Genomic DNA, 14,917 nt, shown 5'->3' with positions numbered 1-14,917 from the left:
ACCGATAGTGAACCAGTACCGTGAGGGAAAGGCGAAAAGAACCCCTGTGAGGGGAGTGAAATAGAACCTGAAACCGTGTACGTACAAGCAGTGGGAGCCCTTCGGGGTGACTGCGTACCTTTTGTATAATGGGTCAGCGACTTACATTTTGTAGCGAGGTTAACCGTATAGGGGAGCCGTAGGGAAACCGAGTCTTAACTGGGCGTCTAGTTGCAAGGTGTAGACCCGAAACCGGGTGATCTAGCCATGGGCAGGTTGAAGGTTGAGTAACATCAACTGGAGGACCGAACCCACTAACGTTGCAAAGTTAGGGGATGACCTGTGGCTGGGGGTGAAAGGCCAATCAAACTCGGAGATAGCTGGTTCTCCCCGAAAGCTATTTAGGTAGCGCCTCGGACGAATACTACTGGGGGTAGAGCACTGTTTGGGCTAGGGGGTCATCCCGACTTACCAACCCCATGCAAACTCCGAATACCAGTAAGTAATATCCGGGAGACACACGGCGGGTGCTAACGTCCGTCGTGAAGAGGGAAACAACCCAGACCGCCGGCTAAGGTCCCAAAGTTCTGGTTAAGTGGGAAACGATGTGGGAAGGCTCAGACAGCTAGGATGTTGGCTTAGAAGCAGCCATCATTTAAAGAAAGCGTAATAGCTCACTAGTCGAGTCGGCCTGCGCGGAAGATGTAACGGGGCTCAAACCAGGCACCGAAGCCGCGGATTCACACTTATGTGTGAGTGGTAGGGGAGCGTTCTGTAAGTCTGCGAAGGTGTATCGAGAGGTATGCTGGAGATATCAGAAGTGCGAATGCTGACGTAAGTAACGATAAAGGGGGTGAAAAGCCTCCTCGCCGGAAGACCAAGGGTTCCTGTCCAACGTTAATCGGGGCAGGGTGAGTCGACCCCTAAGGCGAGGCCGAAAGGCGTAGTCGATGGGAAGCAGGTTAATATTCCTGCACGACTTGTAATTGCGATGGGGGGACGGAGAAGGCTAGGTGGGCCAGGCGACGGTTGTCCTGGTGAAAGTGCGTAGGTGGTGTTTCTAGGCAAATCCGGAGACACAACACTGAGACACGAGACGAACACACTACGGTGTGGAAGCCATTGATGCCCTGCTTCCAGGAAAAGCCTCTAAGCTTCAGATTACAAGTCATCGTACCCCAAACCGACACAGGTGGTCGGGTAGAGAATACCAAGGCGCTTGAGAGAACTCGGGTGAAGGAACTAGGCAAAATAGAACCGTAACTTCGGGAGAAGGTTCGCTCTTGACAGTGAAGTCCCTTGCGGATGGAGCAGTTGGGAGTCGCAGTGACCAGATGGCTGGGACTGTTTATCAAAAACACAGCACTCTGCAAACACGAAAGTGGACGTATAGGGTGTGACACCTGCCCGGTGCCGGAAGGTTAATTGATGGGGTTAGCGCAAGCGAAGCTCTTGATCGAAGCCCCGGTAAACGGCGGCCGTAACTATAACGGTCCTAAGGTAGCGAAATTCCTTGTCGGGTAAGTTCCGACCTGCACGAATGGTGTAACCATGGCCATGCTGTCTCCACCCGAGACTCAGTGAAATCGAATTCGCCGTGAAGATGCGGTGTACCCGCGGCTAGACGGAAAGACCCCGTGAACCTTTACTACAGCTTGGCACTGAACATTGAACCTACATGTGTAGGATAGGTGGGAGGCTTTGAAGGCGTGACGCCAGTTGCGCTGGAGCCGTCCTTGAAATACCACCCTTGTATGTTTGATGTTCTAACGCAGGCCCATGAATCTGGGCCGCGGACAGTGCCTGGTGGGTAGTTTGACTGGGGCGGTCTCCTCCCAAAGAGTAACGGAGGAGCACGAAGGTTGGCTAATCCTGGTCGGACATCAGGAGGTTAGTGCAATGGCATAAGCCAGCTTAACTGCGAGACGGACAGGTCGAGCAGGTACGAAAGTAGGTCATAGTGATCCGGTGGTTCTGAATGGAAGGGCCATCGCTCAACGGATAAAAGGTACTCCGGGGATAACAGGCTGATACCGCCCAAGAGTTCATATCGACGGCGGTGTTTGGCACCTCGATGTCGGCTCATCACATCCTGGGGCTGAAGTCGGTCCCAAGGGTATGGCTGTTCGCCATTTAAAGTGGTACGCGAGCTGGGTTCAGAACGTCGTGAGACAGTTCGGTCCCTATCTGCCGTGGGCGTTGGATGATTGAAGGGAGTTGCTCCTAGTACGAGAGGACCGGAGTGAACGAACCTCTGGTGTTCGGGTTGTCACGCCAGTGGCACTGCCCGGTAGCTAAGTTCGGAATCGATAACCGCTGAAAGCATCTAAGCGGGAAGCGAGCCCTGAGATGAGTCATCCCTGACCCCTTGAGGGTCCTAAAGGGCCGTTGGAGACCACAACGTTGATAGGTGGGGTGTGTAAGCGCGGCGACGTGTTGAGCTAACCCATACTAATTACCCGTGAGGCTTAACCATACAACACCCAAGAAGTGTTCTAAGGCTTGTAGCAAATAGAACGAACTACTCAAATTCAGTGATAGTGACAAGCCAAGCGCAACATCACTACTCACGTCAGCTTTCTGGATTAAGAATTTGCCTGGCGGCCATAGCGCCGTGGAACCACCTGATCCCATGCCGAACTCAGAAGTGAAACGCGGTAGCGCCGATGGTAGTGTGGCATTCGCCATGCGAGAGTAGGACACTGCCAGGCACCCAATTTAAGAACCCCGCTCATCGAGCGGGGTTTTTTATTGCCTACAATTCAGTAAATCGCCTTAATATTGACCTTTTATTCCCTCTTCTCTGCCGTTTTCCCTGTTTTTCCTCCCCTATTTTCTCCGGTTCTGCCATCGCCGCTGGCGTTGGTTGTCGTTATAATGGCCGCCCTCAAGCAAGGTGGTGGTATGAAAGCAGAATATCTACAGCGATTCGGGGGCATTGCCCGTCTTTATGGTCAGAGCGCACTGCGTTCCTTTAGCCAGGCCAAGGTCTGTGTGGTGGGGATCGGTGGCGTGGGCTCCTGGGCGGCCGAGGCGCTGGCCCGCGCCGGCATCAACCAGATCACCCTGATCGACATGGATGATATCTGCATCACCAACACCAATCGCCAGATCCACGCTATGCAGGGTACGGTTGGTCGCCTCAAGACCGAGGTGATGGCCGAGCGCATTCGCGCCATCAATCCGGATTGCGAAGTGATCGAGGTGGACGATTTCGTCACCGCCGACAACCTGGCCGAGCATATCAAGCGAGAGTTTGACTATGTGGTGGACGCCATCGACTCGGTCAAGGCCAAGGTGGCGCTGATTGCCTTCTGCAAGCGCAACAAGATACCGGTAATTGTGGCCGGTGGTGCTGGCGGGCAGATGGATCCGACCCAGATCACCGTGGCCGATCTGGCCAAGACTATTCAAGACCCGTTGGCGGCAAAGGTGCGCTCCGACCTGCGCCGGTTGCACAATTTCAGCAAGAATCCGGCGCGCAAATTCGGGGTGGAGTGTGTCTTCTCAACCGAGCAGCTGAGTTATCCGGATGGTAATGGTGGCACCTGTCAGGCCAAGGCGGCCAGCGATGGCACCATGAAGATGGATTGCGCCTCCGGTTTTGGCGCCGTGACGCCGGTGACGGCAACCTTCGGGCTGGTTGCCGCGTCCCGGGTATTGAAGAAGATTGCCGAGCGGGGGGCCCGCGCCGAGAAAGAGAGCGGGAATGAAGATGCAGGGTCGATTGGTGAAGCCTAATCGACCACTGAACAGAGCGGGTTAGACAGCCTGTTCCCGGATCGCCAGCACGATAGCTCTGAGCCCGTTACCTCGTGACGGGCTCAAGTGTTTCTCAAGTCCCAGTTCGGTGAAATACCCTTCCATATCAAATGCCTGGATCGCCGCAGACGATTGGTGGTTGAGTGCCGCCAGCACGATGACGATAAGGCCCCGCACGATCCGGGCATCGGAATCACAGGCAAAGTGCCAGCAGCCATCCTCGCTTTGTTCTCCCTTCAGCCAGGCCTGGCTTTCACACCCCTTGAGGCGGAACTCCTCCTGCTGCCATTCGGCGGGTAGCGCTGGCAGCTGCTTGCCGAGCTGGATGATGAGCCGGTACTGGTTCTCCCAGCCATGAGCGGCGGCAAACTGCTGGCGGATGGTGTCGGCGTTGGGCTCAAGGCCAATCTGGGTATAGCTTGCGAGGTCACTCATTCGGTTGTCTGCCTTAGAAGAAGTCACTGAGTTTGTGCAGGGCGGCCAGCAGGGCGTCGACATCGTTCCGATTGTTGTAGCAGGCCAGCGAGGCGCGCATCGTGCCGCCGATCCCGAGCGACTCCATCAACGGCATGGCGCAGTGATGGCCGACTCGCAGGGCGATCCCCTGCATATCGAGCAGGGTAGCAGCATCTTGCGGGTGGATGTCGTCGAGCAGGAAAGAGACCGAACCGGCGCGTTGGCCGGGTTCGCCGATCAGACGCAGCCCCGGCACCTGCTGAAGGCCAGCGACCAGATAGTCGGTCAGGGCCTGCTCATGCTGGTCGAGCCATTGCCTATCTTGCGCCATCACAAAGTCGATGGCGGCAGCGAGGCCGATAGCGCCAGCGATATGGGGAGTGCCCGCTTCGAACTTGAAGGGCAGGGTATTGAAGGTGGTGCCGCTGAAACTGACCCGATCGATCATCTCGCCACCTGCTTGCCAGGGCGGCATCCGTTCCAATAGCTCGGTGCGGCCCCACAACACGCCTATGCCGGTCGGGCCATAGAGCTTGTGACCGGAGAAGACGTAGAAGTCGCAACCGATGGCCTGCACATCCACCTCGAGATGAGCCACCGCCTGGGCGCCGTCGATCAGTGTCACGGCGCCAGCTGCCTTGGCCGCTGCCACCATCTCTTTGACTGGATTGACGGTGCCAAGGGCATTGGATACGTGGGCCACGCTCACCAGCCGGGTACGTGGCCCCAGCATGGCGTGATAGGCGGCCAGATCGAGATCGCCCCGCTTATCGAGTGGGATAACCCGGATGACTGCGCCTGTGCGTTGGGTGACCAGCTGCCACGGGACGATATTGGCGTGGTGCTCCAGCGTGCTGAGGATGATCTCGTCCCCCGCTTTGAGCTCGCTCATCCCCCAGCTCTGGGCTACCAGATTGATCGCTTCTGTGGTACCACGGGTCCAGATAACTTCGTGGCTGCGGGGCGCATTGATAAAGCGGGCGACCGTCTCGCGGGCAGCCTCAAAGGCGCGGGTAGCGCGGCCACTCAGAGCATGGGCGGCACGGTGCACATTGGCGTTGTCGGCCCGATAGTAGTGAGCGATGGCATCCAGTACCGCTTGCGGTTTCTGGGTGGTGGCGGCGTTGTCCAGATAGACCAGAGGGTGGCCGTTTACCTCCTGCGTCAAGGCCGGAAACTGGCTGCGCAGTTGGTCGTGCTGTTGCTGATTCATGCTCCCCTCATCATCTGGAAAAAGTCATCATCTCGAAAGGTCGGCCATGATCCTGAAAATAGCGCCCGAACACAAGGCGCGATAAGCCCGATTGGCGGTTGCCTGCCGTGCAGCAGGTACGGCTCGTCGGGTGATTTCTGGTACAATGCCGCCCCTCATCATAAGCCAAGAGATCCGGCCCATGAAGCTCAACCCCAATCAGAACGAAGCGGTCAAGTATGTCTCCGGCCCTTGCCTGGTGCTGGCGGGTGCCGGATCGGGCAAGACCCGCGTCATCACCAACAAGATTGCCTATCTGGTGCAGCAGTGCGGCTACAGTGCGCGCAACATCGCTGCGGTCACCTTTACCAACAAGGCGGCGCGGGAGATGAAGGAGCGGGTCGGCCAGACCCTGGGTCGCAAGGAGGCGCGGGGGCTGATGGTCTCCACCTTCCATACCCTGGGTCTCGATATCATTCGTCGGGAGCACAAGAGCCTGAATCTCAAGGCGAACTTCTCCCTGTTCGATGACACCGACCAGCTGGCGCTGCTGAAAGAGTTGACTGAAGACGAGCTCGACAACCAAGGACAAGCTCTCGGCCCTTATCAGCCAAATCTCCAACTGGAAAAACGACCTTATCCTGCCAGCCCGCGCCATGCGCATCGCTCGCGGGCCGGAAGAGGTGTTGATGGCCCAGCTCTACGAGCGTTATCACCGCCAGATGGTGGCCTATAACGCGCTGGATTTTGACGACCTCATCGTGATGCCGACCCTGCTGCTCAAGAGCAATCAGGAGGTGCGCGAGCGCTGGCAGAACAAGATCCGCTATCTGCTGGTCGATGAGTATCAGGACACCAACACCAGCCAGTACGAGCTGGTGAAGCAGATCGTCGGCGAGCGTGCACGTTTTACCGTGGTAGGGGATGATGACCAGTCCATCTACTCCTGGCGCGGTGCCAAGCCGCAGAATCTGGTGCTGCTAAGCGAAGATTTCCCCAGCCTCAAGCTGATCAAGCTGGAGCAGAACTACCGCTCCAAGCGGCGGATCCTCAAGTGCGCGAACATCCTGATCGCCAACAACCCGCACGTCTATGACAAGGCGCTCTTCTCCGAGTTGGATGAGGGGGTGAAGCTCAAGGTGCTGTTCGCCAAGAACGAAGAGCACGAAGCGGAGCGGATCGCCGCCGAGATGATGGGCCACAAATTTATGAACCGCACCCGGTTCAAGGATTACGCCATCCTCTATCGGGGCAACCATCAGTCGCGCATCTTCGAGAAGGCGCTGATGACTAACCGGATTCCTTACCGTATCTCCGGCGGCACCTCGTTTTTCTCCCGCACCGAGATCAAGGACATCATGGCCTACCTCAAGCTGCTGGTGAATCCGGACGAGGACACCGCCTTCCTGCGGGTGGTCAACCTTCCGCGCCGCGAGATTGGCCCCACTACCCTCGAAAAACTGGGTCAGTATGCCAATCAGCGCGGCAAGAGCCTGTTTGCTGCCAGCTTCGAACTGGGGCTGGAACAGCATCTCTCCGGGCGGGGCCTGACTGCTTTGCAGGCCTTCACCAACTGGCTGGTTCGCCTTGGCGATCAGGCGTTGCGTGGTAATCCGGTGGAGGCGGTGCGGGACATGATCAAGGAGATCCATTACGAAGAGTGGCTCTACGAGACCTCGCCCAGCCCGAAAGCGGCCGAGATGCGGATGCAGAACGTTTCCACCCTCTATCGCTGGATCACCGAGATGCTGGAGGGGGATGAGCTGGAGGAGTCGATGACGCTGGCTCAGGTGGTCACTCGCCTCACCCTGCGCGACATGATGGAGCGCAACGAGGGGGAGGACGATGCGGATCAGGTGCAGTTGATGACCCTGCATGCCTCCAAGGGGTTGGAGTTCCCCTATGTCTATATGGTGGGGATGGAGGAGGGCTTGCTGCCCCACCAGACCAGCATCGACGAGGACAACGTAGAGGAGGAGCGGCGCCTCGCCTACGTGGGCATCACCCGGGCCCAGACCGAGCTGACCTTTACCCTCTGCAAGGAGCGGCGCCAGTTTGGCGAGTCGGTACGGCCCGAGCCGAGCCGCTTCCTGCTGGAGCTGCCGCAGGATGATCTGGATTGGGAGAATAAAAAAGTAGTCAGCCCTGAAGAGCGTCAGCAAAGAGGTTTGGATGCTCTTGCTCAGATAAGAGCACAACATAATTTGAAAAAGGGGTAGGGCGATTCTTCTCTACTTCTTGAGTTATCCCCAAGGGGAAAACCAGAAGAAGGTGACTGCCGAGGAGCGCCAGCAGAAGGGGCAGGTTGGTGTTGCCAACCTGCGGGCGCTGTTCAAGAAGGATTAATCCTAAGGATTTGCCGGGGTCAGTAGCGGTACTATGTCTGCTCCCGGCATGGGCGGTGAGATATAGCGCCCTTGCCCCATCCGGCAGCCGATATCAATCAGCTTCTGCAACTGCTGCTGGTTCTCGATCCCCTCGACCACCAGGGTGTAATCGAGATCCTGACAGATATCCCGCATGGCGCGGATCAGCGCCAAATCTTTGGGTGATTGCAGCATCCGCTGGGTAAAGCTGTCATCCACCTTGATGTAATCCACCGGGAAGTGGAACAGGGCGTTGAGGGAAGAGAAGCCGGTGCCGAAATCATCGAGGCTGATCTGGATACCCTTGGCCCTCAGGTCATGCAGGGATGCCAGCGCATCGGAATCTTGCCGCGACAGCTCCCGCTCGTTGAATTCAAAAATCAGATAGCCGGGGGCGACCCCCTCCTCTTCGATAATTCCCATCAGCCGCATGATGTGGTCATGGTTGACCAGATGCTTGCCCGACAGATTGATGGCGATCTTGAACTTGCCCTGCCCGGAGATTGGCAGCCAGTTCTTCAGCTGTTGGCAGGTGTGGCGCAGGATCTGGTAATCCAGCTCCAGAATCAGGCCGCACTGCTCCGCCAGCGGAATAAAGTCGAACGCATCCTTCAGAATCCCTTCCTCGGTCAGCCAGCGCGCCATCACCTCCAGTCCGGTCAGGCGGCTATCCTGCAGCCGGATCACCGGCTGGAAGTAGGGGACGATACGCCCCTCCCGCAGGGCTCTGGCCAGCATCTCTTCCGGCGAATTCCAGTTCTGGTTGATGCAATCATCCGAGTAGCTGACGATGCGACTGCGACCATTGCGTTTGGCCTGATACATGGCCAAATCGGCCTGATGGAGCAGCTGGCTGATATCTGAGGTTTGCTCGGATACGCTCGATACCCCAAGGCTGACGGTAATGCTCAGCTCGTTGCCGAGTAGCCGGAAAGGGTAGGAGAGACGGCTGATAATGCGGTTGAGCACCGGGCTGATGTCATCGTCGCTCTTGCTGCTGTCCAGATAGATGACAAACTCGTCGCCCCCCAGTCTGGCCACCAGATCATTTTGCCGGATACAGGTTTGCAGGCGGCGGCTGACCTCCTTGAGCAGCTGATCCCCAGCGCTGTGGCCCAGGGTGTCATTGATCTGCTTGAAGTGATCCACATCGATGAATATCACCGCAAATCCCGGCGATTTGTAGCGGTTGTAGTGGGTCATGGCGTGGTTGAGGTGGTTCATCAACAGCGCGCGGTTGGGCAGCTGGGTCAGCGGGTCGTGAAGCGCATCGAATTGCAGCCGCCGTTCCAGCTCCTGATGCTGCTTGAGCTGCTTTTGCAGCCTGAGGTTGGTCTGACGCAGCTGTTGCAGCCGCTGGTTGATGGAGTCTTCGGTATTGATGTCGTTGAGCTGCTGGCGGATCCGTCTCAGCTCCAGCAGCAGGGTGAGCTGACCACGCAGGAAGTCGAGAAACAGCTTGTCGTCGGTCTCCAGCGGTTGAGCCGTGCTGATGATGAAGTGGGCGAAGTACTGTTGTTGCAGCCGCAGCGGCATGCTGTGCCAGTAGCGTGACTCCCTGCTCACCTCGATATTGCTGGTGCTGTGGCACAAGCCGCTGATGAACTCGTCTCCCTGATGGGGATGGGCAGGGTAGATCTTTTCCAGCTTCTGACTGGTTAGCCTGACCAGCAGCATGTCCTCGATGGTGAGCATCTGACGCAGTACAGCTTCCAGTTGGGAGAAGAGCGCCTGGGCCGGCAGGGTATTGGCGAGCCGCATGATGCGGCTGATGCTCTCGATTTTCTTTTTCCAGTTCGGGTCTTTGCGGATTAGCGGCGAAGGCAGCTCGGTGAGATGGGATCCCGCCTGGGTTTCGGTCAGCCGTTTGGCCAGACACTCCAGCAGCAGACGCAGGGTTGGCAGGTCGGCAGGGGTGCCGCGAGCCAGCAACCACTGTATCTGGCCATGCTCAATGGGGAAGACGCACCACCCTTCGGCTTCATCCAGCTGGGTGAGCTGATCGGTGATGCGGGACTGCTCACGGCCCAGCTGTTGCTTGAAGATGTCGCTGACCTTGTAGGCGTAAAGCCAGTTCAGACCGGTATCGGAGAGGCCCAGCATGCCGAAATGTTGCAGCGGGCAGAGTTGGTCAATCTGCTGGATCAGGGCATCGTAATCGTCAGACGTGGCGGTTTGTGGCGCCGGGAAGTCCATAATGGCAGAGACCAACGCCAACAGAGGAGTTGAGTAGTGGGGTTCGATGGATTGGGCCGACATGTGCAACTCCCGATATGTCTACCTTACAAGAGTAGTCGGAAGCCGATAGATTGAAAGGGCCGCAATTGCGGCCCTTTCAAATACTTACAGCTTGTCGATCATGTAGTGGATGGCGTTTTCAATCTCTTCATCACTACAGTTCGCACAGGTGCCGCGCGGAGGCATCATGCCGGACTTGCCGGTAAAGCCTTCAATGGCATGTTTCTTGAGAGTATCAATGCCCTGGGCGATGCGAGGATCCCAGGCGGCCTTGTCACCCCGTTTGGGGGCACCAGCGGCGCCGGTGTCGTGACAGGCAAAGCAGGCGCCCTTGTATACCGTTTCGCCATCGCGGGGACCGGAAGAGGCGGCCGCCGTCGGTGCAGCACTCGCGCCGGCAATACCTTCCAGATCCTTGGCGGTATAGACCTGACCGATTGGTTTGATCCGCTCGGCAATGGCCTCCGGTGACATCTCATCGGCAGCAAGCACTGCCCCAGACAAGCTGGCGGCCGTCATCCCGACAGCCAGCAAATAGCTCAGTTTTTTCAACACGCTCATATACTCCCAGCAGTCTTTTATTATCCATGTAAACGACGGGATTATAACCGAATAGTTACAGCCATTTAAACGCTTGTGTGTGAAGTGTTAAACACTCTGCGTACAAAGTTTTGGCCGATATCACGGCAATTCGGGCGGTGGAGATAAAAAGAAACCCGGCATTCGCCGGGTTTCGGTTAACCAAGGGGTGAAACGGCCTATTTATCCCAGCTCAGGATCACCTTGCCGGAGTGGCCGGAGCGCATCGCATCGAACCCCTGCTGGAATTCGTCGATATGGAATCTGTGGGTGATGATGGGGGAGAGATCCAGCCCGGACTGGATCAGGCTGGCCATCTTGTACCAGGTCTCGAACATCTCGCGGCCATAGATCCCTTTGATAAACAGCCCCTTGAAGATCACCTTGTTCCAGTCGATGGCCATGGTGGAGGGGGGGATGCCAAGCATGGCGATCTTGCCGCCGTGGTTCATCTTGTCGAGCATCTCCTGGAAGGCGCTCGGGACGCCGGACATCTCCAGCCCCACGTCGAAGCCTTCGGTCATGCCCAGCTCGCTCATCACGTCGGCCAGCTTCTCCTTGGCCACGTTGACCGCGCGGGTGGCGCCCATCTTGCGGGCCAGCTCCAGCCGGTATTCGTTGACATCGGTGATCACCACGTGGCGCGCACCCACATGGCGGCAGACGGCGGCAGCCATGATGCCGATGGGGCCTGCCCCGGTGATGAGCACATCTTCACCCACCAGATCGAAGGAGAGGGCGGTGTGCACCGCATTGCCGAACGGGTCGAAGATGGCGGCCAGCTCGTCCGGGATGTTGTCCGGCAGCTTGAAGGCGTTGAATGCGGGGATCACCAGATACTCGGCAAAGGCACCCGGGCGGTTGACGCCAACGCCAATGGTGTTGCGACAGAGGTGAGTGCGCCCGGCGCGGCAGTTGCGGCAGTGACCGCAGGTGATATGCCCTTCGCCGGAGACCCGATCGCCGATGGCGAAGCCGCGCACCTCCTGACCGATGGCGACCACTTCCCCAACATATTCGTGGCCGACCACCATGGGTACCGGAATGGTCTTCTGGGACCACTCGTCCCAGTTGTAAATGTGGATATCGGTGCCGCAGATGGCGGTTTTGCGGATCTTGATCAGCAGGTCGTTGTGGCCGAGCTCGGGGGCCGGCACATCCGTCATCCAGATGCCGACCTCTTTGTGCAGTTTGGAGAGTGCTTTCATGGCTGTTCCTTCAATATGAATGCTAAAAAAAGGGGCTGCAGCCCCTTGATTCAAATCAGATAACGCCGAGTTCACGGCCGATGCGGATAAAGGCGTCGATCGCCTTGTCCAGCTGCTCGCGGGTGTGGGCGGCAGACATCTGGGTGCGAATACGCGCCTGACCTTTGGGCACGACCGGGAAGGAGAAGCCCACCACATAGATGCCGGCTGCCAGCATGCGGCTCGCCATTTCGGAGGCTAGCTTGGCATCCCCCAGCATCACCGGAATGATGGCGTGGTCGGCGCCAGCCAGAGTGAAGCCGGCGGCGCTCATCCGCTCGCGGAAGTAACGGCTGTTCTCTTTCAGACGTGCGCGCAGGTCGTGACCTTCCGCCAGCATGTCGATCACCTTGATGGTGGCAGAGACTATGGAGGGGGCCAGCGAGTTGGAGAAGAGGTACGGGCGGGAGCGCTGACGCAGCCAGTCGATCACCTCTTTCTTGCCGGAGGTATAGCCACCGGACGCGCCGCCGAGCGCCTTGCCCAGGGTGCCGGTGATGATGTCGACCCGATCCATCACACCGCAATATTCGTGGGTGCCACGACCATTTTCACCGATAAAGCCGACGGCGTGGGAGTCATCCACCATCACCAGCGCATCGTATTTGTCGGCCAGATCGCAGATGGATTTGAGGTCGGCGATGACCCCATCCATGGAGAAGACGCCGTCGGTGGCGATCAGCTTGAAGCGGGCGCCATCGGCGTCAGCCTGTTTGAGCTGGGCTTCCAGTTCGGCCATGTCGTTGTTGGCGTAGCGATAACGCTTGGCCTTGCACAGCCGCACGCCGTCGATGATGGAGGCGTGGTTGAGGGCATCGGAGATGATGGCATCTTCGGCGCCGAATAGGGTCTCGAACAGGCCGCCGTTGGCATCGAAACAGGAGGAGTAGAGGATGGTATCTTCGGTGCCGAGGAAGGCAGACATCTTCTGCTCCAGCGCTTTATGCTGGTCCTGGGTGCCACAGATGAAGCGCACCGAGGCCATGCCGAAGCCGTGGCTGTCGAGTCCCTGATGGGCGGCAGCGATCAGATTCGGGTGGTTGGCCAGCCCCAGATAGTTGTTGGCACAGAAGTTCAGTACCTGCTCACCGCCGACGGCGATGCTGGCCTGCTGGGCGGAGGTGATGATGCGCTCCTGCTTGTACAACCCTTCAGCTTGCACCTGGTTCAGTTGCTCGGTCAGGTGACGATAGAATCCGTTAGACATCCTCGATCCTTAGTGGCTATTTCAGCTGCGTATCAACAGAGGGCGACATTTTACTGCAATCTGTTGCGGTAAATTCAAATGATTGTGCTGATATTCAACAAATGTGAAACAGATCTCACCCTGCTGGTTGGGCCAGCTGACGGTAGTGCTGTTCCAGCTGCTGGATCTGTCCGGCCACCTGGGGTTGCACATAAGGGCGCAGCAGGAACAGCACCTTCAACACGCCCTGATAGAGCAGCGGTTTGGTGATGCGGGTGTTGGGGGCCTGGGCAATCTGGAAGGGGATCCAGCAGGTCACCACCATCTTGATGGTCTGTCCCAGATCCGGCAGGTCTTCATCGCTGACATCTATGATGCCCCCTTCGCGCAGGCTTCTGAGCAGCGCGACCACGGAGGAGCGCATCTGTTCCTGGGCTTTGAGGTACTTCTGTTGCAGCGGTTCGTCACGGCTCAGGATGTCCGGCAGATTGGCGTAGAAGAAGCGGAACTGCCACATCAGATAGAAGATGGCATCCAGATAGCCCATCAGATCCTGCAGGGTGATCTCACGGTTGCGGGTCGGGACGAAGCTCTCGCTCAGGTGGCGGGCATACTGGTCGAAGATGGAGTGGATGATGTCTTCTTTATTGCGGAAGTGGTAGTAGAGGTTGCCCGGGCTGATGCCCATGTGCGCCGCAATATGGTTGGTGGTGATGTTGCGTTCACCCTGATCGTTGAACAGCTCGGTCGCGCTGTGAATGATCCTGTCTCTGGTTTTCATCACTCATTCCTCCAACAGGTTCCGCTCGGGGCAGTTTTGAACAAGGTCGAATCCCCGGACGGCCCGTGATAAACTTTTCGGCAATTTCAAATTGGCTCACTATACACAGCTTTAACAAGCAGTCACATGTAGCCATCAACGTACGAGAGGCAAACTCCATGATCGTAGTAACTGGCGGTGCTGGCTTTATCGGCAGCAATCTGGTCAAGCAGCTGAACGCTCAAGGACGGACCGATATCGTGGTCATTGATGACCTGACCGACGGCACCAAGTTCGTCAACCTGGTCGATCTGACCATCGCTGACTACATGGACAAAGACGAGTTTCAGGCTCGGATCGTCTCCGGTGACGAGTTTGAAGAGTGGGACAACGGCATCGAGGTGATCTTCCACGAAGGTGCCTGCTCTGCCACCACCGAATGGAACGGCAAGTTCATCATGGAGGTCAACTACGAGTACTCCAAGGATCTGTTCCACTACTGCATCGAGCGTGAAATCCCGTTTATTTACGCCTCTTCTGCCGCGACCTACGGTGGCCGCAATGACAACTTCATCGAAGATCCCAAGTTCGAACAGCCGCTCAACGTCTACGGCTACTCCAAGCAGCTGTTTGACCAGTACGTGCGCCGCTGGATGCCGGAGATCAACTCTCAGGTTGTCGGCCTCAAGTACTTCAACGTCTACGGCCCGCGCGAGCAGCACAAAGGCTCCATGGCTTCCGTCGCCTTCCACCTCAATACCCAGGTGAAGAAGGGTGAGAATCCCAAGCTGTTCGAAGGTTGCGATGGCTTCCCGAACGGTGGCCAGATGCGTGACTTCATCTATATCGACGATGTCTGCAAGGTAAACCTCTGGTTCTGGCAGAACCCGCAGCACTCCGGCATCTTCAACTGCGGTACCGGCCGTGCCGAGCCGTTCCAGAACGTGGCCGAAGCAGTGATCAAGCATCATCAGAAGGGAGCCATTGAGTACATTCCCTTCCCGGATCACCTCAAGGGTCGCTACCAGAGCTTCACCCAGGCTGACATGACCAAGCTGCGCAGCGTGGGTTATGACGCCGAGTTTAAAACCGTTGCCGAAGGGGTAGCGGATTACATGGCCTGGCTCAACCGCTAACGGGTGAGCACAACGC

9 protein-coding genes, 2 rRNA genes and 1 pseudogene (1 of these 12 cut by a window edge) are annotated in these 14,917 nt (G+C 57.6%); 5 read left to right on the top strand and 7 right to left on the bottom strand.

Features of this window, described 5'->3' with window-relative positions:
• The 3 genes from ACTG2J_RS20960 to tcdA all read left to right on the top strand — a co-directional run.
• Positions 1-2,455, top strand: a 23S ribosomal RNA gene (locus tag ACTG2J_RS20960); it begins 435 nt to the left of the window's first position.
• A 120-nt stretch (positions 2,456-2,575) separates the two neighbouring features.
• Positions 2,576-2,690: ribosomal RNA gene (gene rrf / locus ACTG2J_RS20955) — 5S ribosomal RNA — on the top strand.
• A gap of 193 nt (positions 2,691-2,883) precedes the next feature.
• Positions 2,884-3,720, top strand: coding sequence for a tRNA cyclic N6-threonylcarbamoyladenosine(37) synthase TcdA (gene tcdA / locus ACTG2J_RS20950; protein ID WP_439989158.1), 837 nt, complete (start codon positions 2,884-2,886; stop codon positions 3,718-3,720).
• A gap of 21 nt (positions 3,721-3,741) precedes the next feature.
• Here the strand turns inward: tcdA and ACTG2J_RS20945 are convergent, their stop codons facing one another.
• Together ACTG2J_RS20945 and ACTG2J_RS20940 are read right to left on the bottom strand one after the other, a co-directional pair.
• Positions 3,742-4,176 (bottom strand): SufE family protein, encoded by a 435-nt coding sequence (locus ACTG2J_RS20945; protein ID WP_058056434.1) that lies wholly within the window; start codon positions 4,174-4,176, stop codon positions 3,742-3,744.
• 13 nt (positions 4,177-4,189) lie between these two features.
• Positions 4,190-5,410, bottom strand: a complete 1,221-nt coding sequence (locus ACTG2J_RS20940) for a SufS family cysteine desulfurase (RefSeq protein ID WP_439989159.1) — start codon at positions 5,408-5,410, stop codon at positions 4,190-4,192.
• A gap of 181 nt (positions 5,411-5,591) precedes the next feature.
• Between ACTG2J_RS20940 and rep the strand changes: the two are divergent.
• Positions 5,592-7,608 (top strand): annotated as a pseudogene (gene rep / locus ACTG2J_RS20935) (DNA helicase Rep).
• Positions 7,609-7,737: 129 nt separating this feature from the next.
• Here the strand turns inward: rep and ACTG2J_RS20930 are convergent.
• From ACTG2J_RS20930 to ACTG2J_RS20910, 5 genes are all read right to left on the bottom strand, one after another.
• Entirely contained in the window at positions 7,738-10,014 is a 2,277-nt protein-coding gene (locus ACTG2J_RS20930) for a putative bifunctional diguanylate cyclase/phosphodiesterase (RefSeq protein WP_421318693.1), read from the bottom strand.
• A gap of 84 nt (positions 10,015-10,098) precedes the next feature.
• Positions 10,099-10,554: a c-type cytochrome gene (locus ACTG2J_RS20925; RefSeq protein WP_041234042.1), complete on the bottom strand. Its 456-nt coding sequence runs from the start codon at positions 10,552-10,554 to the stop codon at positions 10,099-10,101.
• 197 nt (positions 10,555-10,751) lie between these two features.
• Positions 10,752-11,780: an L-threonine 3-dehydrogenase gene (tdh, locus tag ACTG2J_RS20920; protein ID WP_005340852.1), complete on the bottom strand. Its 1,029-nt coding sequence runs from the start codon at positions 11,778-11,780 to the stop codon at positions 10,752-10,754.
• Positions 11,781-11,835: 55 nt separating this feature from the next.
• Positions 11,836-13,026 carry a glycine C-acetyltransferase gene (locus ACTG2J_RS20915; protein ID WP_136502380.1) on the bottom strand — a complete coding sequence of 397 codons (1,191 nt, stop codon included), beginning with the start codon at positions 13,024-13,026 and terminating at the stop codon, positions 11,836-11,838.
• 115 nt (positions 13,027-13,141) lie between these two features.
• Positions 13,142-13,786, bottom strand: a complete 645-nt coding sequence (locus ACTG2J_RS20910; RefSeq protein WP_005340848.1) for a TetR/AcrR family transcriptional regulator — start codon at positions 13,784-13,786, stop codon at positions 13,142-13,144.
• A 158-nt stretch (positions 13,787-13,944) separates the two neighbouring features.
• On the opposite strand from ACTG2J_RS20910, the gene rfaD reads away from it, so the two are divergent.
• Entirely contained in the window at positions 13,945-14,901 is a 957-nt protein-coding gene (rfaD, locus tag ACTG2J_RS20905; RefSeq protein WP_005340846.1) for an ADP-glyceromanno-heptose 6-epimerase, read from the top strand.
• Positions 14,902-14,917: the final 16 nt, after the last annotated feature.

It is taken from the genome of Aeromonas sp. 6P (assembly GCF_051919525.1).
Lineage (GTDB): Bacteria > Pseudomonadota > Gammaproteobacteria > Enterobacterales > Aeromonadaceae > Aeromonas > Aeromonas veronii.
The sequence above is the reverse complement of the archived record's forward strand: the minus strand, read 5'-3'. Positions and strand labels throughout refer to the sequence as shown.